We start from the raw sequence: 21,764 nt of genomic DNA, 5'->3' as shown, positions 1-21,764 counted from the left end.
ACCACCTCCCAGGCCGTCCGCCAAGAACTCCCGGTGTCAGCCCTCCCAGGTCGCGAGCATGGCTCGCACCCGTGCATACCTCTGGAGCAGCGCCGCGCGGTGCGCACTGAGCATCACCATGGAACCAATGACCATCAGTCCCAGAACGAACAGTGAGGCCGCGGCAATCCGGTGGTCCCGCATGCCGAAGCGCACCAGGTTGGCGACGATGCACGTCACCAGGAACGCCGTGCCCAGATACATATAGGAGCGGATGCGCAGCGCGATGCCACACGCCACGCCCACCACACAGAGCGTGACGCACAGGAGCATCGAACCGCCATCATTGAACATGAGCGGCTTCCAGGCACCCGCAACGTAGATGGCGGTGACGGCCAGCGCACGCAACCGGGCATAGGTCTCCACCTCGATGGCCTCGCGGAACACGCGCAGCAACGCGAGCAGGGAGAGCCCCGCGGGGATGACATAGAACTGCGCCTCTCCCGCGCCCGTCCCCTGCCACACAAGCAGCAGCGCCGCGTTGAACGCCACCACCGACGTCAGCGACGCCATGCCCCGATGCCGCGGGTGCGTGGCCAGCGCGGCGAAGTGAGCGGCATACCCCACCATCAACGCCGCCACGTGAAGGGGGTCGCTCCATGGAGCGGAGAGCAACCCCGCCAGCGGGAAGAGATATGCGCCCAACAAGGCGGGGCGTCGGAAACACGCCAGGGAGGAACCCTCGCGCTGCACGAAGAAGTAGAGGCCGGTGAACAGCGCACCGCCCACCAGGGCCGCCAGGCTGTCGCCGGGGCCCGGGTGCGCCCCCATTCCCAGCATGCGGACGGAGAGATAGCCCAGCGCGAGCACCACCTGCGCCATGTAGGCGGACGCCTCTTCCTTCTCCGTGGCCGCGCGGCGGACCAGGGCGAAGAGCAGCACGCCCAGCGCCACGCTCGCCACCAGTCCCTCGCGGAGCGCGCCCAGCGACGTGTCGACGAGCGCCAACCCCGCCATCACCTCGAAGAGCGCCACCCCGGCGAAGCCGTGCCCCACGCTCCGGCGCCGCGACTTGCTGGCCACGAAGAGCGAGAGGGCCGCCAACAGCGCGCTGGCCGCTCCGAGGTACGGCAGGATGAACGCCGCGCCCCGGCCGCTGGAGTACACCGCGCCCAGGTACAGCAGCCATCCGTGCACGGCGGCGAGCGAGGCCAGCCACCCCACCACCTCGCGCTCGCGACGCCGCCACACCACAGCCCACGCCGCGCCCACGCCGAAGAGGAACGTCAGCGGGGTGCCCACGTGCTCCAGTTCGCGCAAGCCCGCGAGCGACAGCAGCGCCAGCACCCAGCCGCCATGGTGCAACGAGGCGCCCACGCGCACACCGCGAGCGTCCACGAGCGACCCGATGAGGCATAGCGCCAGCCCTGTTCCACTGACGACAGCGGGCACCCACAGCGGGTCCACGGCGGCGACGAGCGAGGCCCCCAGCAACGCGGTGGCCACGTTGGCCATCCACCGCTCCCTCGCCACCATCAACACACACGCCGTCACCGCGGCGCCCACCGCCACCGGCAGAGGCAGCGAGCCAGGGCCTGACAGGAGCAGGCGCTCCAGCAGCAGCGCGCCCAACGCACCGGCGCTGCCCACCCACAGCGGCTCGCTCCAGGTGTCTTCCAGCGGAGGCAACACCTTCGCGAAGGCCTGGGTGAGCGCGCGTTGGAGGCGTCCGGACTGGAACACGGCGGACGCCACGGCCGCGCCCAACACCACGGCGATGACGGACAGGCCCGCGTCGAGCCCCCGCTCGAACAGCTCGTTCACTCTGACCGCGCCCATGGGCGCCAACGCCAACGCCCAGATGGCGGGAGTCAGCAGCCACCGCTGAGACAGCAGGAACGCGGCCAGCGCCAACACGCCCGCCAGCGTGGCCAGATGAGACGGCGTGGGCGAATAGAGGGTGGGCAGCGTCGCGAGGATGAGCGCCGTGATGACGGCGCCGGGCCGCAGTGCTGTGTCCGGCGCGCTCCGGAAGAACGCCCACACGCGAGCGGGCCGATGACTCTCCGCGATGGCCAGCGCGAGCAGCAGGCCAATGACGATGGGACGTGCCTCCAGGAAGAAGAGGAGGGCCAGCGCGGAGCCGCACACGCGCAAGACGGGACGCGGTCCGGGCATCAGCGCCAGGGACGCCAACAGCACATAGAGCGATGTGGGGACATGGTACGGCCTGAGCGCGACGAGGAGCACGGGCAGGGCCACCACGGCGAGCCATCCCTGCATCCACGATGACAGCGCCTGGCGAGGCGCCTCCTCACGCGAGCGCAGCAGCAGCGATGCCGCGGCGGGGACGTGCGCCACGACACGCACCAGCGCCAGGCTCAGCAGCGGAAGCGCCCGAACCCACGAGGGCACATCGCCCCCCACCACCACGATGCCCACGAAGGAATACGGGACAGCGAGCGACGCGAAGAACGGCTGGCGATTGGCTCGCGCCCAGAGCAGGGGCAGCACACAGGTGCCCACGAGCAGCAACGGCAGCCCCGCGTCGTCCCACTTCACCACCGCGACGCCCAGCACCACGACGGAGGACAACGTCGCCGCCAGGGCGAAGCGGTGACCGCCCGCCCCCACGCGCAAGACCGCGGGGACCTCCTCCAGCACGGCCAGGAGACTCAACACCCCGGCGAGGCACAACAACGGCACGGCGCCGAAACTGAACGTCGCGGTGAGCGCATAGAGCGCGGCCACGGCGACACTCAGCCCCGCGGGCAGTACGCGCGCGGTGAGCAGCGCCGCGAGCGCCGCCCCCAGCAACAGGGGCGCCTGCTCCGACGAACGCGCGCCCAGCAGGGCCGTCAGCGGGAAGACGAGCGCGATGAGCCCGGCGACCGTCGCGCTGATGCCTCGACCCCACCGCGCCGCCGCGACGGAAGCCCCCAGGGCCCAGCAGCAGAACAGCGCCACGGACAGGCCCGGTGACATCCATCCCCCCCATGGCGAATAGAGCCCCGGGATGTCGTGCACCAGCGCCAGGGCCGACATGAGCACCGCGAGGGGACGCACCACCGGGAAGGTCCGTGACGCCACGGCCACCGCGCCCGCGGACACCAGGATGATGCCGGCCAGCCCCGGCGCCTGGGCCAGCACGCCCCAGGGAATCGCGAGCATCGCGTAGAAGACGCCCGGCAGGCCCAGCCACCGCGCCAGCCCACCCCGCATCCCCAGCAACGAGAGCCCGAGCGCCACCGCCGCGAGCGTGGGCGCCACCGCCGTGGGCGAGAGCTCTCCCGCCAGGCGCGGAAGCGCGGCCGCCGCCAGCACGGACGCCAACGCCATGAGGGAGGCACGCTGAAGCACCCAGGCGACAAGCACCGCGGCGGCGCCACACAGGGCCATGCCCGTCACGGCCGTGAAGCCGTCACCGGCAGTCAGGCCCATGAGGAACCCCACCGTGGCCACCACGCCCACGACAGCGCCCAGCAACCCGCGTGTGCGCGCGGTGCACAGCATGCTCACCGCGGCGAGCACGAGGGCCAGCGCCCCCGACGCGACCGCGCCGCCGGACGCCCCCAGGACGGCGTAGGCCTGGAAGGGAAGGAACAGCGACAGCCCCGCCCCCACCACCGTCAGGAAGAAACGCTCCACCAGCAGGCCCAGGACGAGACACAGCACCGCCAGCGCCAGCGCGCTCCAGAAGGAGGGCCGAGCGTCCGGTCCCGACAGGCCAAAGAAGACGAAGAGCGGGCTCGCCACCGCGGTGGCGCGCAGCAGCACCTCCGCCAGCGCGAGGTCCCGTGCATTGCCCGTACGCTGACCTCGCCACAGCCGCGACACGGCGAACAACGCGCCCGCGAGGATGAAGGGCAACGCGGACAGCGCTCCGAACTGAAGGGGCAGCGGCTCGGTGGTGTAACCGAACCAGGCCTTCACCGCATTGATGATGCGCCGCACCGGCCCGGGGATGAGCTGGGAGAAGGAGGCATAGGCGAAGTACGTGCTCGCATAGGCCGCGTAGACCCACCGGATGCGAGCGACGCCGCCGCGCGACAGCGACAGCAACGTCCACGAGATGACCGCCGCTGTGACGAAGAGCGCCGGCGCCGGAGCCAGTGCCGCGGCGATGAGGCAGGTGGCCTGGAGTGACACCGCGCCAATGGACAGCGAATCCGCGCCCCGCTCGGCATCCAGCGTGCGGAAGCGCAACGCGGTGGCCAGGAGAAAGGCGCCGAACGGGGCATAGGTGCCAACGGAGACCGCCACGTCCGCGCCTGCCAGCGCGACGTGCAGGCGCGCGAAATAGAGCAGCAGCAGGTACAGCGGCGCGGCGAGGACGAAAGCGAGCGCGGTGCCCTCACGCGGCGCTGGTGGCGGACGCGAGGACAAGAGGAAGAAGAGCGCGCACGGCAGGACGTTGAGCCACAGCGCCAGGCCGCCCTGCCCCGCGGCGAGCGGCGCCAACCCCATCATCAAGGTACTGGCCACGAGCGCCAGTTGGATGAAGGGACGGGACGTGGAATCGAAGGCCTCCAGCGGCTTGCGCGCCAGGAAGGCCGCAACTGCCGCCCATGCCAGCAGCGCGGGGATGAGCCACACCGTGCCGACGCCTCCCAGTTGGAAGACGTCCCCCAAGCCCATGGGCCCCAGTGCGATACCAGCGAGCGGAGCCACGGCTGTACCGATGAGCCCCAGGATGTACCCAGGCTTGCGTAACGCCTCGCGCCTGGCGAGGTATGCGCCCCAACCGGTGAAGCCCGCGGAGCAGCTCGCCGTCAGCCCGAACACCGTGAGCGAGCGGAAGCCGGACGACATCCCCACCCAACTCTCGAACACGAGGTAGAGGGCACTGGAGAGGATGAGGAAGGCCCCGACGAACCACATGAGGCTTTCGTAGAGGAACGGCCTCCACACGCGGTTCCAGGTGGAGGTCTCCTCGACGAGGCGCGCGGTGAGGCTTCGCGCCGGCGGCGGCTCCGCATAGGGCTCCGCGGGATTCGCGGGCAGCGGCAGCCAGACAGGCGGGGCCTCGGGGCGCGAATCATCCGACTGCACAGCCTCGGGCGCAGCGTCCACTCCGGCATCGGCCTCCGGCTCGGACGGGTGCGACGGCGCCGCGACGTCTTCCGGCTCCGATGGAGCCGATGCCTCGGCCCGGCGCGGCTCCTCGGTGAGTCCCGGAGCCTCCACGGCCGGAGTCACCTCGACCTCCGGTTGTACCGAAGCCGCCTCCTGCGGCGCGGGAGGCTCCTGCATCAACGCGGCGGGAACGGACGTCGCGGCATCCGCATGCGCCGGAGCCACGACGGTGGCCGCCTCCGCTGAGCCCGCTGGAGGCAGCTCCGTCAAAACCGCGAGGAGGATGCGTGCCTGACGCTCATACCGCTCCGAGATGAAGCGCCGGACGTTGGGAGGAACCTCGGACGACTCCCACCGCGTCAGCTCATCGAGCAGGAATTGAACGTGCGTGAGCTCTGCTTCGATGACCTCACGCGAGCGCGCCGTCATCCGAGCGCCACACAGCGCACACCACGAGTCCTTGCCACGCCGCTCTTCGCGGCAGTCAGCGCAGTACATGCATCCCCCTCGATACAACGAACATGCCACTCAAGAGGCCGTCGCGTACAGACACCCCCTGACGAAGGGGAACGCGTACACGCTGCATCACACCCGTGACACCTGTGCACCCGGTTGCACAACCCGTGCGTGAGCGTCAACGCAGCGGGCGCCCCCCTTTCCGCCGCTGGCACCTCGGCCCCGGCTGTGAAACGTTGCGCGCATGAGCACGGAAGAGCTGACGCTGCGACGCATCGAATCGAGGGATGACGCCGCGGTGGCCGGCATCATCCGGACGGTGATGCCGGAGTTCGGCGCGGACGGCCCTGGCTTCGCCATCCACGACCCCGAGGTGTCAGCGATGAGCGCCGCCTACGCCCGGCCCCGGCACGTCTACTTCGTCGTGGAGCGGGCGGGGCGTGTCATCGGTGGCGGTGGAATCGCCCCACTTGAAGGAGGAGACGCGGGCGTCTGCGAGCTGCGGAAGATGTACTTCCTCCCCGAAGCCCGAGGCCTCGGCCAGGGCGAGCGCCTGCTCCGACGCTGCCTGGAGTTCGCACGTGAAGCGGGCTTCCAGCGCTGCTACCTGGAGACGCTGGCCGGAATGCAGCAGGCCCAGAAGCTCTACCGCCGCATGGGCTTCGAGCCACTGTGCGCGCCCATGGGCAGCACGGGCCACTTCGGCTGCGACCACTGGTACGCCCGGGACTTGTCAAAGCCGCTCGACTGACGAAGACGGACGGCCCCCTGCCCTGCCGCCGGCCCTTCGTACGGCCCAGGGCCTCGTCGCGCCCGCGTCCCCAGGTTTGGGGCGGGAGGCAGCACATGACGAGCATCCATCCCGCGGGAGGAACGCGCCATGCCTAGCCGGCAGGCGCCCACGAAGCCCGGCCGCGTCGTGGAACCACCGCCCCGGCCGGACAAGAAGCCATTCGACATCGACGAGGTGCTCGGCCGCATCCGAGAGGCGGTGCGCCACTTCGCGGACGCGGCGATGTTCGCGCTCGCGGCCCGAGGACATGACACGCTCTTCGAGCAGCTCGTCGCCTGCATCCTCTCCATCCGCACACGCGACGAGGTGAGTCTGCCCGTCTCGCTCGCCCTGCTCCAGCGCGCCTCCACGCCGGAGGCCCTGGCGCGCATGTCGCCGGAAGACATCGACGCCCTCATCCAGCCCGTCACCTTCCATGAAGCGAAGGCGTGGCAGCTTCACGCCATCGCCACGCGGACGCGGGATGAATTCGGAGGCGCGCTGCCGTGTGATGCCCAGGTGCTCCAGTCCTTCAAGGGCGTGGGACCCAAGTGCGCGCACCTGGCGCTGGGCATCGCCTGCGGGCACGAAGCCATCAGCGTGGACATCCACGTCCATCGGGTGACGAACCGCTGGGGCTATGTGCAGGCGCGCACGCCGGAGGCCACCATGGAGGCGCTGGAGGCCGTGCTCCCGCGCGCCTGGTGGGTGGAGCTCAACCGGCTGCTGGTGCCCTTCGGCAAGCACGTCTGCACGGGCACGCGGCCGAAGTGCTCCACGTGCCCGGTGCTGAGCTTCTGCCGGCAGGTCGGCGTAAGGGACGCGCGCTGACGCTACCGGTCCTGCCCCACGAGCTGCGTCGCCCGGCGGGCCAGCCGCTGAGCGGCCCGCGCTGCGGTGCTCGCCGCTGCCTACGCCGCTCACCCTGAGCGATTCCCCCGCGGTGCCCCCATGCCGAAGACACCGCCAATCTCGAACTCACTGTCTCACTCGCGTTGACAGGTTCCACGTGTCGCGCCGCAGCCAAGGCGCTGGAGTGCGCCACCTCGACGGTGGTTGTGGCCGTAATAGACAAAGATTTACCCCGGATGGCTTGGAGACTTCTGGCCTCGTGCACGGCTCGCTTACTCGCCTCGACGCGCTCATGACGCAGCGATCGAATTTGGGATAGGCACACCTACCCGTCCAGCCCTCCATCGCTCACCCGCCAGGAGGAGGGCTTGGTCCTGGTTGCAGTGCCCGCCGCGATGGGAGGGGGCAGGTCCCAGCGCACCCTTTAAGTAAACCAAGGGGTGAAAGGGTATTGGACGACCTCAGTACTTGAGCCCCTGCGGGTGCAATTCATTGAGCATTGAGATAAATTCGCACGGATGTCACGTCCCAGCGTCCCCCCTCCCCATGTGGCCGCGAGGACCTCGGACGTGTCCACGGCCTCCGAGTCGGTTCCGTACGGGCAGCGCCCGTCCGCGCGCCCGATTCCAGCGTTGACGCTCAGCTCGCACACCACCGTCACCCGCCTCGGGGAGAGGCTGCTGCTGCATGGACTCCTCGCCGGCCGGGAGGTCCCGCTCTCCCGCAATGCCCCGGACTTCTGCCGCCCGGGCGAGCCGCTGGGCCTGCCCCTGGGCGACCCCTTCATGAGTCGCAAGTCGATCCTGTTCGTCCCCGCGGGAGCAGGCATCCGCGTCGTCCTGGGCGAAGTGGGACGATGCACGTCAGCGGGTGAGCCACTCCACGGGGCCCGCGAATTCGGTCCGACAGCGCTTGAACAAGGAGTCCCGCTGGAGTTCTCCAGGCGGACGGGGGTGCTGCTGCACCTGGCCCCTGCCCCCGAATCAAACGCACCATCCGCCCTGGGAATGGTGGGCGAAAGCGCCGCCATCCATGCCCTGCGCCGACACATCGAACGCGTCGCCGATCTGGACGTGCCCGTCCTCATCCGGGGCGAAACCGGAACTGGCAAGGAACTGGTCGCCCAGGCCCTCCACGAGCGGAGCCAGCGCCGAGGTCCCTTCGTCAGTGTCAACCTGGGCGCCCTCCCGAAGGAACTGGCCGCGGCGGAACTCTTCGGCAGCGTCCAGGGAGCCTTCACCGGTGCCCAACGCGACCGTAAGGGCCTCTTCCAAGCCGCGGAGGGCGGCACGCTCTTCCTCGACGAGGTGGGAGAGGCCTCATCCGACGTACAGGTCATGCTCCTCCGAGTGTTGGAGACGGGGGAGCTGTACCCGGTGGGGGCCAGCAAGCCCGTGGCGACGAACATCCGCCTCATCGCGGCCACGGATGCGGACCTGGAAGCGCAGATCGCCGAGGGGCGCTTCCGGTCTCCCCTCCTTCACCGGCTGGCCGGCTATGAGCTCCGGCTTGCCCCTCTCCGCGAGCGCCGGGAGGACATCGCTCCACTGTTCCTCCACTTCGCCCGCCAGGAGTTGGACGCGCTCGGAGAGGCCCACCACCTCACCGCGAGAGACCCTCATGCACTACCTTGGATGCCATCAGACTTGGCGGCGCAGCTCCTGCTGCATCCCTGGCCGGGCAACATCCGTCAGCTCCGGAACGTCGCCCGACAGCTCGTCATCGGCAGCAGGGGGCAGTCCTGCCTGGAGCTTGATGCACGCCTCGCCCAGGAGTTGAGGCTCGACCTGGCGCCGCCGGCCCGGCCCTCCGCCTCCGCCGTCCCCCCGAAGCGTGAGGTTGCGGCCCGTCGCAAGTCCACGGACGTGGGCGAACAGGAACTCCTCGTGGCCTTGCGTGCGCACGACTGGGACGTCAAGAAGGCCGCCCACCACCTGGAGATCGCCCGCTCCTCCATCTATGATCTCATCGAGCGCAGCCCCAGCATCCGTCTGGCTGGAGACCTGAGCGTGGAGGAGCTCACCCACGCCTTCCACGCGTGCCAGGGCAACCTGGATGAGATGGCGCGGCGCCTGGAGGTGTCCAAACGGGCCCTGAACCGGCGTGTCAAGGAATTGGGGCTGTATTCGAAGGAGTCCTGAGCGGACGGCCTCACACCACCTCAATGGCAGACCAGGAGACGACCATGCAACCCCACGTCATCACCATCAACTTCAACGAGGAAAAACCTACACCGAAGCCAATCTCGGTCCGAAACGGCACCAGGATAACCTTCAGGATCATACTCCCTCCCGACTTGAAGCTGACTCCAACAATCACCTTCTGCGATACCGACCCCGACGCCTGCATCCTGACAATCAATGATCCCACCCACGACTTCGTCTTCACCGAAGAAAAAAACACATACGAACACGACTTCGTTCCTCAGATAGACAAAACCAAGGCCCCCACCTCCCAAGATAGATTCATACGCAACTATGTCGTCAAACTCGTGGAAACCGTGCCCCCCGAGTACCCTCTGAGAGACAGGGTGGAGAACCGCTCTTCAAAAGGGGAACCCCCCACATCCTCCGGGAAAATCGAAGTATCAGGCGGTCCTGGCACAGAACTTCCCTCTCTGGTCTAGCCACCGCTCCCAAGGTACGCCCCACGCTCGCGGCACGACGTTTCATTCTCACGCCAGGCAGCCGCGGACGTGGCGGAGGGCGACGCAAGCACAGGCTCAGGGGCATGCGGCAAGCCGCTGTGCGCCCGCGAGTGGGCCACCCCACTCATTAGAGAGGTTTGAATTGTGCGTGAGCGCCTGGGTCAGCTCATCGAGGGCCTGGCGCCTCCAGGTGCACGGGTCCCCGGGGGGCTCGGCTTCAACCCACTCCAACTTCAAACCGGCCCGCAGGGCGCGGGCCGCGGCCCAGTCGGGCCGGAGCTTCAGCGCTTGCTCGGCGTGTTCGAGGCCCCGCAGAAGGAGCGGGCCGTTTTCACGACCCGTGCGATTCTGGTGTTCCGCCCACCGTCGGTAGAAGCGGCCAGCCTCCAGGCGATATTCCGGGTCGTCTGGAGAGAGCGTGAGGGCCCTGTCGAAGGACTTCGCCGCTGCCTCCATGGACTCGGTCTGGAGCGACCCGCGCTGTGCCTTCCAGTGCGCCTGGAGGGCCTGCGCCTTGCCAAGCTGGAGCCAGGGCTCCGCCTCCAAGGAGTTCACCTCCAACGCGGCGTGGAGTTCCTTCAGGGCGCGAGCGATGGCAGCCCCGGGGTCTCGCCCTTGGTCCGACTCGACGCGGGCCTGGATGACATGCACCGTGCCGAGGAGGACCCGCAGCCACACGGCCCCCGGCATCCTCTCGGAGGCTTGTCTCAGTGCCTCCCTTGCCTCATGCGTGCTCGAAAGAGGCGACTCGCCAAGCGCGAGCAGGTAGTGCGCGCGCCGGACGAAGAGAGAGCCCAGGTTCGCATAGGCAAAGCCCTGTCCGGGCGCGACAGCGATGGCCTGTTCGAAGCACGTCCGAGCCTGCTCCAGCGCGGGCAGGGGATCCTCACCCCGGTTCCAGGAATCCTCGGCCCGCAGCAAGTGCACCACGCCCATTCCGTTATGGAAGTTGGGGATCCGGCGGTTGATTTCAATGCCCCGCTGATACTGCTCCAATCCATGCGCCAGGACGGGTCGCGGATCCTCGCCGCGACGACCCCGCCGCCGAGCCAACTGCTCGTCGACCTGCCCCGCATAGAAGTACAGCGCCATATGCTGGGGGTTGAGGGCCCGAGCCTCCTCGAGTGCCGCCGCCGCCCGCCGCAGGTCCTGCTCCGCCTCCGCATTGAGTGGACGGGAAGCCCGTGAAAAAAACGCACGACCCAGGTTGATCCAGTCCTCGGGGACACGATTGTCCAAGGCGATGGCCGCCTCGTAGGCGAGGATGGCTTTGTCCCTGTTCCCGCCGGAATCCCTCCCAATCTGCTCCTCGTAGTCCGCCCATGTCGTGAAGACGAGACCTGAATCGCCGTGGTAGGCGCGGTCCCGGTGCGCCACGCCGATGCTCGCGAACAACGCGGCGGCTTCTCCGAGCAGCGCGCGTGGGTCCTCGCCCCTCTCGATTTGATAGCGCGCTTGGAGCCAGGTGCTCCGAGCCAGGTTGAATGTGGCCGCCGGAAGCCCGGGCTCCACCAAGAGGGCACGCCGCGCTGCCTCCAGCGCCTTCGCGAGAGGCTCCTCCCCATCGCCCCCATGGGTGAGCCGGTGCTCGGCCAGGCGGTGGTGCGCGCGCGCCATGCGGATAACACACTGGGCGTCGTCCGGAGCAATGGTGAGACAACGGGAGAGCGCGTCCAGGGAGCGGTGGTACGCAGGCATGACATCCCCCCTGCCATACAGCTCCATGACCATCGCATCGTTTTCGAGCAAGGCCAGGGACCGGTAGACGGCGGGGTCGCTTTCAGCGGTGGCGATGGCGGCGGCGTAGGCCTTGCGACCGGCTTCGAAGCTCGCTCGGGCTCCCTCGGGGTCTCCCCCGTTCCAGCGTTTGAAAGCCTGTGCCGCATGGACGTCCCCGCGCAGCATGGGCAGCTCATGAAACCAGGGCAGCTCGCTGGCGGCGCGATCCGCCAGGAGCAGGGCGTCATCGAAGCGGCCCTCGTAGAAGGCGACCAGCGCCGCCACGTATTCCCTCGAGGGCACCTGAGCGCCTTCACTCTGCTTGAACCACGCGAGCGCCGGATCCCGGTAGAGGCGCTCCGCTTCACGCGTCGCGGCCTCCCGCAGCGCCGGCACACGGATTCGCTGCGCCTCCAGGAGTTGCTGCTGATAGCGCCGCCCGCTCACCAGCGCGAGCGCATACGCGGCCCGGGGCGAGCGAAAGCCATTGCGCCAGGAGGACTCCAGGAACTCCAGGGCCTTCGCCTCGTCTCCGAGCGCGAGGTGGCCACGCCCCAGCGCATGGTGCCCAGGGCCCAGCGCCTGTGGACCGGAGCGCTGTATCTCCGCCTCCAGTTCGGCCATCTGGGCCTGGAGTGCCCGGCGGTCCTGCCGGATGTCATGCAGCCGCGAGAGCGCGGAGTAGCGGCCCCTGGACTCGATGCCCTCCACCAGCTCGGTGAATCGCTGGACGATTCGCTCACGCTCGGCGGCCTCCTGGCGGGCCCGGATGCCCCAACCGAGGGCCCCTCCCGCCGTGACCAGCGCGGCGGCGCCCACCGTGGCCAGGAGCCGGTGTTTGCGCAGGCGCTTGCGCAGGGAGTACGCGAAGCTCGTGCGTGCCAGCACCGGCTCGCCGCCCAGGAAACGCTCCAGGTCATCCGCCAATGCACGCGCCGAGTCGTAACGGGCGTCGCGATCCTTCTCCAGACACTTGAGGGCAATGGCCTCCAGGTCCGCCGGGAGTCCTGGAGCAAGCAGGCGCGGCGCGCGCGGCTCCTCGGTGGCGATGCTGTTGAGCACTTCCAGGCCATTGGCCCCAGGGATGGGGACCTCGCCGGTGAGGAGGAAGTAGAGGGTGGCCCCCAGGCTGTAGACATCCGCGCGGCGGTCGAGCCCGCTCACCTCTCCGCGAGCCTGTTCCGGGGCCATGTAGTGCGGCGTCCCCAAGACGGCGCCACTGGCCGTGACGGACTCGTTCCATTCACGCGCAAGACCGAAGTCCATCACATAGGGCCTGGGAGTCCCGTCGTCGGAGGACTCCACCATGATGTTGGAAGGCTTGATGTCCCGGTGGATGAGCCCGACGCGGTGGGCCGCATGAACACCCAGAGCAGCCTCGCGCATCACCAGTGCCTTCTGCTCGATGGTGAGCGAGCGCACCTGAGCGCCGAGCGACTGGCCGTCGATGTACTGCATGGCGATGAAGACCTTCCCCCCGACGTGGCCCACCTCATACACTTGACATACGCGCTCGTGTTTCACCTTGGCCTGGGCACGGGCCTCGGAAACGAAGCGGCGAGTGTGCGATTCCTCGTCGCGGACGAACTTGAGGGCGACCTGTCGGCGCAGCCGTGGGTCCCAGGCCAGGAACACACGACCCATTCCGCCCTGTCCCAGGAACCGCACGGGTTGGTATCGCTCCCTCCCGAGGAGCGGGAAAGCAGGGACGTCGGCGTCCCCTGGGGCCAATGCCTGTTCAGCCCGGACCGGGTCGACCGTAACGGTCTGCTCGGGAGAGGGCTGCTCACCTGACGGGCGCTCCTCCAGGACAAGGTTCTCCCGCATCAGAGAGGCAAGTGTCTCTTCCGAAATCCGGCCCCGCTCCTGAAGCAACTCCAGTGGGCTTCGTCCCAGGCGTCGCGCATCCTGAAGCAGGGCCGCTGCCTCCTCGCGGGACAGGATCCCCTCGTCAATCGCGAGCCAGAGCTCCGTCTCATCGTCACGATTCATCGATGGGCACCTCAAAGAGAGCGGCGCGCAAAGCCAGCGGCCGTCTCAGTTGAAGGGCCCCGCGCTCCCCGGTCGTTCCTATATCACGAGGTCTCTTCTCAGAAGAGACACGGGGTCCGCTTCGGTCCAAGGAGTGCTCGCGGCATGTCGCCGGCATGTCGCCGGACTGTCGAGACATCCCCCTGGGGCGCAATCACCCTACCAACGCGTGCGCTGGCGGAGACGCGCCACGCCCCTTGATGGAAGCGTGAGCGGTCCGATTCGGAAGCGAAGCTCGAGTGGGCACGAGAGGTGCAAACACAGACTGGCGCCTGGTGATTCCACCACGCATTGCCGCTCCCTTGCCCCTCTTCAGGTGAAAGCCATGAGAACAATGTCCGAATTCAGCTCGCGAAACTCCAAGCCGCGCGGAGGGTGGGACGCACTCCGCCAGGCTACGAAGGTTTCCGCCATGTTGGCGGGAGTCCTCGGTCTGGTGGGGTGCACGCCCGAGCAGCAACTCCAGCTTGAGCAAGACGCGTTGAGCAGTTCGCGTGCGGGCCTGACGATGGGCGGTTCGAGCCTCCTCCACCGCTACAGCTTCACCGCCGGCGGGACCGACTCGGTGAGCGCGGCGCATGCCACGCTCGAGGGGGGTGCCACGACCGTCAATGGCGAGGTGATTCTGAGCGGAGCGGGGGCCTATGTGAACCTGCCCATCACCGGGACCCTCGCCAGCCTCCAGGATGCGACCTTCGAGGCGTGGGTGAAGTGGGATTCCGCCTCGGGGCAGACGTGGGCGCGCATCTTCGACTTCAACGATGGCGTTTGGAACAAGTCCCTGGTCCTCACCCCGCGCAATGGCGGCTTCGACTCGGGGCCGGCGGTCGATGCGCCACGCTTCAGCATCTTCAGCCCGGCCATCAGTGGAGAGGAGCAGGCCACCAGTGCAACCGGGTTCCCAACGGGCGCACTCACGCACGTCGCCGTGACCATGGACAGCGTCGCGAGGGTCAACCGCCTGTACATCGACGGCATGCAGGTGGCTCAGACCACCACCCCTACCGCGCTCACTCCGGCGAGCCTGGGCACGCTCGCGAATGCGTGGTTGGGTCGTTCCGCCTATTCCGCGGATCCATTCTTCAAGGGCTCGATCTCCGAGTTCCGCGTTCACGGCGCTGCGCTGTCGTCGAATGACCTCACCGCCAGCTACCAGGCTGGCCCGGATACCGTGATGGCGCCTGGCACGGAGCACGTAGTCATCGACGGGCGAACGGACGTCGCGGGCATGGCCGCGGACACCACGAGCGTGTACTGGGTCGAGAAACGAACCAACGGCCAGGTGATGAAGGCGTCGCTCTCCACGGGTAGAGCGCAGGTGCTCGCCTCCGGCCGCGAAAACCCGAGCGCCGTGACCACGGATGCCACGTTTGTCTACTGGGTCGAGGACGACAAGGCCATCTTCAAGATGCCCGTCAATGGCGGGAGCATCACCTCCCTGGCCTCGGGGCTATCGGGGATTGGCCAGCTCGTCACGGATGGCGCGGAACTCTTCTGGACCCAGGGAGGCTCCATCCTCCACATGCCGGTCCAGGGCGGCACGCCTGCCATTCTCTATACGACGGCCCTGGCTGGCCCCCTCGCAGTGGATGGTCATCATCTCTACTGGATGCAGCCGGGCGGCACCATCGTGAAGGCAGCCAGGCCCGGCGGCCCTGCTTCATCCCTCTGGAATTCGTCGAACGCCACCACGGGTATCGCCAGCGACGGAACGGACCTCTTCATCGCGGAGAACCTGAGTCCATACGACATCCTCCGGCTCCCGGTAGGAGGGAGCCAGTGGGCGCTAGCGTTTGCCGTCAGGTACGGCAACATCACGAGCCTTGCCGTGGGGCCCAACCGCGTCGCCTGGTTCGACCCCAGCCTCGGTGCGATTCTCGCCAAGGGCAAGTAGGGCACGCGGACTCAGGGCCAGCGAGGGGAGCTCAACCGGCTGCTGTTCCCCTCGCTACCGGTCCTGCCCCACGAGCTGCGTCGCCCGGCGGGCCAGCCGCCGCCAGGGATTGGTGCGGCCCCCATTCTCCAGCGTGATTTCCTTCGAGTGCCGCAGGTCCCTGGCCCAGCACCGCGCCAGCTTGCGGACGAAGGACGCGTCGTGGATGACGAGCGAGCCCTCCTTCAACTTGTTGAGCGACAGCGAGTCCATCGCTCCGCGTCGGTGAGGCCCAGCTTGCCCGCGCTGTCGATGAAGCCCGCGGCGCAGGGGCCCGCGGGTTCCGCTTCCGGAAAGGCGCTCGGTGGAATCAACCCGCCACCCGACTCCTGCCAGTGCCGGGAGAACGACAACTGCATCCGGCGCACCTCGGGGCCCTCCACGCGGCTGTGCGTGTCGCGCCACTCGTCCGGCTTCAGGCCGTCGCCTTCCCACACCTTCCAGATGCCGAAGCCGCCCGTGTAGCCAATGCGCCCGTCGACGATGACGAGCTTCTGGTGACTGCGCCCCAGAAGACGGCCCAGCACCTTGCCCGCCAGGAGCCGGAAGTAGTGGACCTCCACCCCAGCGTCCGTGAGCACCTTCTCCACCTTCTGGTCGAAGTCACGGTCGCCGCGAATCTCCTCGCTGCCCACCGGGTCCACCACCACGCGGCACGCCACGCCCGCCCGGGCGCGCTCCACCAGCGCCTCCACGACACGGTCCGACAGCGCACAGGGCCGCCAGATGTACACCAGGACATGGACGCTGCTCTGGGCGGCGCGGATGTCCGCCAGCATGCGCTCGAAGACCGCGCCGTTCTCCAGCAACTCCAGCGCGTGTCCGGGAATCAGCCCCACCCCCGTGGACTGGTACAGCGCGAAGGAGAAGGCCTCCGGCCCCGGCGGCAGCGAGAAGGGCCCGTGCATCTCATGTCGCGCACGCTCCACGCTGCCCGAGAAGCCCAGCGCCCCGGGCTTGGGAATCAGCGCCTCCAGCTCCTGCATTTCATCCATACGGGCAAGCTAGGGATGCCTCCCTCCGCTTGGAATGCCGCGCCTGCCCGCCTGCCTCGGGCCCGACGCGTGCTTCCCGTTGCCGCGCGGCGGCAGGCTGGCCACACTGCGCTCGTCCTCAAGCCTCCAGGAGCGCCAACCATGGTGGATGACACCCGACCGACAGCCCACGAGCTGCTGTCCCTTCCCCGACTCGCTCCGCTCGTGCCCATGCTGTACGTGGCCTGGACGGACGGGGAGCTCACGCCGGAGGAGATTCGCGCCATGGGCTCCGCCGCCCGCGCGCAGCCCTGGCTGGACCTGCGCGCCAACACCGTGCTGGCACGCTGGCTGGACCCGCTGGTGCCGCCCAGCCCCGGTGAGCTGGCCCAGGTGCGCGAGCACATCCGCCGCACCGCGGAGCGCCTGTCCCACAGCGAACACAACAACCTCGCCGAGCTGGGCGCGCGGCTCGCCCAGGTGGGCAACGGCGACGAGGGCCTTCCCGCGCCCATGCCGGAGCTGACGCGCGCGCTGGCGCAGTTGGAGGAGTCCCTGGGCGTCTCCGGCAGCGAGGCCGTCCGCGCGCTCGTCCCCGCCGCTTCCCCCAGCCGCGCCGAACAGGGCACGCCCACGTCCTTCGACCCGGAGGCGCTGCGTGCCGTGCTGGACCGGACCTATCCGGAGACGCGCGCCCAGGTGCGCCAGTGGCTGGCGGACCCGGCCTACCGCTACACGGACACGCGCGACACGGCGAAGTACCGGGACCAGGTGCTCGCCTGGCTCAAGGCCATGGCCGACCACGGACTGGGGCGCATCGCCTTCCCCTCGGGCAATGAGACGAGCGCGGACCTGGGCGCCTTCGTGACCGCCTTCGAGACGCTGGCCTATTTCGACCTGAGCCTCGTCATCAAGGCCGGCGTCCACTTCGGCCTCTTCGGCGCCAGCATCCTCTTCCTCGGCACCGAGAAGCACCACCGGAAGTACCTGCCCCAGGTGGCCTCGCTGGAGCTGCCCGGCTGCTTCGCCATGAGCGAGCTGGGCCACGGCTCCAACGTCCGGGACGTGGAGACGGTGGCCCGCTACGACGCGGAGGCCGGCGAGTTCGTGGTGCACACGCCAACAGAGACGGCGCGCAAGGAGTGGATTGGCAACGCCGCGCGGCACGGGCGCATCGCCACCGTGTTCGCGCAGCTCGAGGTCGGTGGCCGGGTGCTGGGCGTCCACGCGCTGCTGGTGCCACTGCGCGACCCGGCCGGGAAGGTGCTGCCCGGGATTCGCATCGAGGACTGCGGCGAGAAGATGGGCCTCAACGGCGTGGACAACGGCCGCATTTGGTTCGAGCACGTCCGCGTCCCGCGGGAGAACCTGCTGGACCGCTTCGGACAGGTGAACGCGCAGGGCGAATACACCAGCGCCATCACCGGCGACTCCAAGCGCTTCTTCACCATGCTGGGCACACTGGTGGCGGGCCGGGTGAGCGTGGCCGCCGCGGCGCTGAGCGCGGCCAAGAGCGGGCTTACCATCGCCGTGCGCTACGGCGACCTGCGGCGCCAGTTCGGCCCCGCCGGCGACAAGGAGTTCCGCCTGCTGGACCACCAGGCCCACCAGCGGCGCCTGCTCGTGCCCCTGGCCAAGACGTACGCCATGGACTTCGCGCTGGAGTACCTGGTGGAGCGCTACGTGAAGCGCACCGAGGAGGACGCGCGCGAGGTGGAGTCGCTGGCGGCCGGCCTCAAGGCCTACAGCACCTGGCACACCACCGCCGTCCTCCAGGAGGCGCGCGAGGCGTGCGGCGGCCAGGGCTACCTCCAGGCCAACCGGCTGGCGGCGCTCAAGGCGGACACGGACGTGTTCACCACCTTCGAGGGCGACAACACGGTGCTGATGCAGTTGGTCGCCAAGGGCCTGCTCACCGGCTACCGGCAGCGCTTCGAGGACGACCGCGTCTTCGCCGTGCTGAAGCTGCTGGCGGACCGGGCCACCGCCGTGGTGGACCGCAACCCCTTCGCCGCGCGGCGCACCGACAGCGACCACCTGCGCGACAACGACTACCACCTGCGCGCGCTGCGCTTCCGCGAGGAGGAGCTGCTGGCCACCGTGTCCAAGCGCATCCGCAAGCGGCTGAGCGCGGGCGTGGAGGCCTTCGAGGCGTTCAACCAGGTCCAGGTCCACCTGCTGGAGCTGGCGCACGCCCACGTGGAGCGGCTGGTGCTGGAGCAGTTCCTCAAGGGCGTGGCGGACGTGAAGGACCCCGGATTGAAGACGGTGCTGGGGCGCCTGTGCGACCTCTACGGACTGTCCTGCCTGGAGTCCGCCAACGGCTGGTTCCAGGAGCACGGGTGGCTGGAGGGCACCAAGGTGAAGGCCATCCGCAAGGAGGTGACGCGGCTGTGCGCCGAGCTCCGCCCGGACGCGGTGGCGCTGGTGAACGCCTTTGGAGTACCGGACACCTGCCTCGCCGCGCCCATTGGATTGGGCCACCTGTCGCCATGAGGTGAACGTTTGAGGCCGGCGGCACTGCCCGCCTGCCCGCCCCATGCACAGCATCGTGGGGCCATGACACGACACACGACGATTCTGATGTGCGCCCTCGGGTGGCTGTCGGGCTGCGCCACGATGTCTCCCGTGGAGCGCGCGGCCGCCCTGGAGGCCCAGAACAAACAGCGGGTGCGGCAGCTCACCGAGGAGCTCTACAACCTGCGCATGCTGGACCGCATCCCGGAGTTCATCGCCGAGGACTTCGTGGACCGCTCCCAGGACGCGCCCCTCAACGCCGTGGGGCCCGCCTTCATCCGTCAGCAGGCGGAGGCCAGCTTCAAAACGTTCCCCGAGCTGAAGTTCGACATCCTCCACCTGGTGGCGGACGGCGACCTGGTGCTCGCGCACTGGAAGGCCACCGCACCGGCCCCCCAGCCCCTCCTGCTGCAAGGGCACTCCCTGTACCGGCTGCGCGACGGCAAGGTGGTGGAGTCCTGGGACATCTCCGACCGCCTGTCGCCGCTGCTTCAGCGCGGCTACAAGGTGGTGCCGCCCACGCTGTAGCCCTCGGCTCAGCCGCCGGGCGCGCGGAACACCGCGCCGTCCTGGCCTTCCACCACCAGGCTGGCGCCATCCGACGGCGACACCCGGAGCGCCACGCGTGGCAGCCCCTTGCGGTCCCTCAGCACCAGACCGGGAGAGCCATGCTCGTCCGCACCCAGGATGGCCCGGGGCCGTCCGTCCGCGTCCGACAGCTCCAGCCGCGACGAGCCATCCACCTGAAGGCCCACCGCGAACAACTCCCCGCCGCCGGGCGTGGACAGCGTCAGGCGTGGCGCCTCGTCGGAGTACACCATCAGCTCCGCCAGGGACTGGCCCTCGGCGGTGGAGAAGCGCAGCCGGGGCGAGCCGTCCTCGCCCACGCCCAGGAGCGCCCGGGGCCGGCCCTCGCCGTCGCGCAGCACCAGGCCCGCGTTGCCCTGGTCATCGGTATCCAGCGTGGCCCGTGTCTGCCCGCGCGCGTCCGTGAGCACCAGCCGGGAGGCCACCAGCGTCCCGGAGGACACGTCTTCGCCCCGGAGCGCCGCCGCACCCAGCCCCAGTCCCGCCAACGCGAGCGCGGTGAACGTCAGTCCCTGCCACCGCCGGCAACTGCGCTCCAGCCGCGCCATCCGTGCTTCGAGCGAATCCGAATCCATTCGAACGCCTCCTCGCGAAGAGAAGCTAACGGAAGCGGGCCGGATGCGCGCGCCCGACTGTCCAGCAGTGACGGCCCGCCCACACCCGCCGTGGTCGCCTCGCCGCCGCTGACCTATTTGCGCATCCACCACTACCAGGAAGGCCCCATGACTTCACGACTCCGGCTGCTGCCGCTGCTGGCCCTGCTCTCGCTGACAACCTGCGTGCGCAACCCCGCCACCGGCAAGCGCATGCTGTCGCTCGTCTCCCAACAGGACGAGATTGCCCTGGGCAAGCAGAGCGCGGAGGAGGTGCGCGGGTCCATTGGCCTCATCCAGGAGCCCAAGGTTCAGGAATACGTCGCCCGGGTGGGCCTGCCCATGGCGAAGGCCTCCGAACGGCCGGAGCTGCCCTGGACGATCCAAGCCGTGGATGACCCGGTGGTGAACGCCTTCGCCCTCCCCGGAGGGCCCGTGTTCGTGACACGAGGCCTGCTCACCGCGATGAACTCCGAGGCGGAGCTGGCCTCCGTGCTGGGGCACGAAATCGCCCACATCACCGCACGGCACTCCGTGGAACAGATGTCCCAGGCGCAGCTCGCCCAGGCGGGCCTGCTGCTGGGCAGCGTGCTCAGCGAGGACGTGGCCCGCTTCGGGGGCCTGGCCGCCGCCGGGCTCCAGTTGCTGTTCCTCAAGTACGGCCGCGACGACGAGCGCCAGGCGGACGAACTGGGCTTCAAGTACATGCTGAAAGGCGGCTACGACGTGCGCCAGGCGGCCAACGTCTTCGCCACCCTGGACCGCGTGGGCAAGGCCGCGGGCGGACAGAGCCTCCCCACGTGGCTGTCCACCCACCCCGACCCGGGCGACCGCGTGAAGACAGCGAAGGAGCGCGCCGCGAAAGCCAACGTGGACTTCAACCAACTCAAGGATGGCCGGGAGGAATACCTCGCCATGCTCCAGGGCATGGCCTACGGCGACGACCCGCGGCAGGGCTTCTTCCGGGGCAACGTCTTCATGCACCCGGGACTGCGCTTCCAGCTCACCTTCCCCCAGGGTTGGAAGACGGCGAACCAGCCGCAGCAGGTGGCGGGCATCAGCCCGCAGGAGGACGCCATCGTCGGGCTGGTGCCCATCGGCAACATCGCGCCGCAGGAGGCGATGCGGCGCTTCCTCGCGCAGGAAGGCATCCAGCCGGTGAGCGCGGCGCCCACGGGATTCCCGCAGGGCACCGCGTTCTTCCAGGCGCAGACGGAGCAGGGCGTCATCGCCGGCGTCACGGCCTTCGTGTCCCAGGGCGGCACCACGCTGCAGCTCCTGGGTTACACCGGCGCGCAGCAGCTTCCCGCCTACGAGGACGCCTTCCGCGCCACCTTCTCCAGCTTCGGCGAGCTGACGGATGCGTCGGCGCTGGCCGTCCAGCCCGCACGGATTGAACTGGCGAAGGTGACGTCACCCATGACGTTGCAGCAGTTCAACGAGCAGCACCCGTCCACCATCCCCGTGGAGGAGCTGTCCATCATCAACGGCGTGCAGCCCGGTGACACGCTTCCCGCGGGCCGCACGGTGAAACGAGTGACGGGCGGGGTGCGGTCCACGCACTGAGCCGTGCTCCGGCAGGGTGCGCCGGAACACGGTGCGTCTCTCAGTATTCGATGTCGCTGTC

The 21,764-nt window shown here is 69.0% G+C and carries 13 protein-coding genes; 8 read left to right on the top strand and 5 right to left on the bottom strand.

Annotated features, from left to right (window positions below; genetic code table 11):
• Window positions 1–36: 36 nt before the first annotated feature.
• The gene (locus tag FMQ63_RS00475) at window positions 37–5,553 is read right to left on the bottom strand and encodes a hypothetical protein (protein WP_216608563.1); all 5,517 of its coding nucleotides are present in this window, start codon (window positions 5,551–5,553) and stop codon (window positions 37–39) included.
• Window positions 5,554–5,755: 202 nt separating this feature from the next.
• On the opposite strand from FMQ63_RS00475, the gene FMQ63_RS00470 reads away from it, so the two are divergent.
• The 4 genes from FMQ63_RS00470 to FMQ63_RS37255 all read left to right on the top strand — a co-directional run bounded on the left by FMQ63_RS00470 (window position 5,756) and on the right by FMQ63_RS37255 (window position 9,761).
• Complete coding sequence (locus FMQ63_RS00470) at window positions 5,756–6,262, top strand: GNAT family N-acetyltransferase (RefSeq protein WP_011556356.1); 507 nt, start codon at window positions 5,756–5,758, stop codon at window positions 6,260–6,262.
• A gap of 129 nt (window positions 6,263–6,391) precedes the next feature.
• A complete protein-coding gene (gene nth / locus FMQ63_RS00465; protein WP_011556357.1) occupies window positions 6,392–7,114 on the top strand; it encodes an endonuclease III in 723 nt (240 codons plus the stop codon).
• A 539-nt stretch (window positions 7,115–7,653) separates the two neighbouring features.
• Window positions 7,654–9,276, top strand: a complete 1,623-nt coding sequence (locus tag FMQ63_RS00460) for a sigma 54-interacting transcriptional regulator (protein ID WP_011556358.1) — start codon at window positions 7,654–7,656, stop codon at window positions 9,274–9,276.
• 44 nt (window positions 9,277–9,320) lie between these two features.
• The gene (locus FMQ63_RS37255; RefSeq protein ID WP_171452212.1) at window positions 9,321–9,761 is read left to right on the top strand and encodes a hypothetical protein; all 441 of its coding nucleotides are present in this window, start codon (window positions 9,321–9,323) and stop codon (window positions 9,759–9,761) included.
• 96 nt (window positions 9,762–9,857) lie between these two features.
• Here FMQ63_RS37255 and FMQ63_RS00450 read toward each other — a convergent pair whose 3' ends face one another.
• Window positions 9,858–13,493 carry a serine/threonine-protein kinase gene (locus FMQ63_RS00450; protein ID WP_020478010.1) on the bottom strand — a complete coding sequence of 1,212 codons (3,636 nt, stop codon included), beginning with the start codon at window positions 13,491–13,493 and terminating at the stop codon, window positions 9,858–9,860.
• A 451-nt stretch (window positions 13,494–13,944) separates the two neighbouring features.
• Between FMQ63_RS00450 and FMQ63_RS00445 the strand changes: the two genes are divergently transcribed.
• The gene (locus FMQ63_RS00445; RefSeq protein ID WP_225909553.1) at window positions 13,945–15,426 is read left to right on the top strand and encodes a LamG domain-containing protein; all 1,482 of its coding nucleotides are present in this window, start codon (window positions 13,945–13,947) and stop codon (window positions 15,424–15,426) included.
• Between the two features lie 54 nt (window positions 15,427–15,480).
• On the opposite strand, the gene FMQ63_RS37745 is transcribed toward FMQ63_RS00445, so the two are convergent.
• Both FMQ63_RS37745 and FMQ63_RS00440 read right to left on the bottom strand, forming a co-directional pair.
• Window positions 15,481–15,678: a hypothetical protein gene (locus tag FMQ63_RS37745; protein WP_011556362.1), complete on the bottom strand. Its 198-nt coding sequence runs from the start codon at window positions 15,676–15,678 to the stop codon at window positions 15,481–15,483.
• A complete protein-coding gene (locus FMQ63_RS00440; protein ID WP_011556363.1) occupies window positions 15,651–16,460 on the bottom strand; it encodes a phospholipase D-like domain-containing protein in 810 nt (269 codons plus the stop codon). Before FMQ63_RS00440 ends, FMQ63_RS37745 begins: the two co-directional genes overlap by 28 nt.
• A gap of 141 nt (window positions 16,461–16,601) precedes the next feature.
• On the opposite strand from FMQ63_RS00440, the gene FMQ63_RS00435 reads away from it, so the two are divergent.
• Both FMQ63_RS00435 and FMQ63_RS00430 read left to right on the top strand, forming a co-directional pair.
• Window positions 16,602–18,935, top strand: a complete 2,334-nt coding sequence (locus tag FMQ63_RS00435) for an acyl-CoA dehydrogenase (RefSeq protein ID WP_020478009.1) — start codon at window positions 16,602–16,604, stop codon at window positions 18,933–18,935.
• Between the two features lie 63 nt (window positions 18,936–18,998).
• Window positions 18,999–19,484, top strand: a complete 486-nt coding sequence (locus FMQ63_RS00430; protein ID WP_011556365.1) for an ester cyclase — start codon at window positions 18,999–19,001, stop codon at window positions 19,482–19,484.
• Between the two features lie 8 nt (window positions 19,485–19,492).
• Here FMQ63_RS00430 and FMQ63_RS00425 read toward each other — a convergent pair whose 3' ends face one another.
• A complete protein-coding gene (locus FMQ63_RS00425; RefSeq protein ID WP_026113850.1) occupies window positions 19,493–20,119 on the bottom strand; it encodes a hypothetical protein in 627 nt (208 codons plus the stop codon).
• A 147-nt stretch (window positions 20,120–20,266) separates the two neighbouring features.
• Between FMQ63_RS00425 and FMQ63_RS00420 the strand changes: the two genes are divergently transcribed.
• Entirely contained in the window at window positions 20,267–21,703 is a 1,437-nt protein-coding gene (locus FMQ63_RS00420) for a M48 family metalloprotease (protein WP_011556367.1), read from the top strand.
• Window positions 21,704–21,764 lie beyond the last annotated feature (61 nt).

The sequence above is a fragment of the Myxococcus sp. CA005 genome, from assembly GCF_006518205.1.
GTDB classification, from domain to species: Bacteria; Myxococcota; Myxococcia; order Myxococcales; family Myxococcaceae; genus Myxococcus; species Myxococcus xanthus.
The sequence above is the reverse complement of the archived record's forward strand: the minus strand, read 5'-3'. Positions and strand labels throughout refer to the sequence as shown.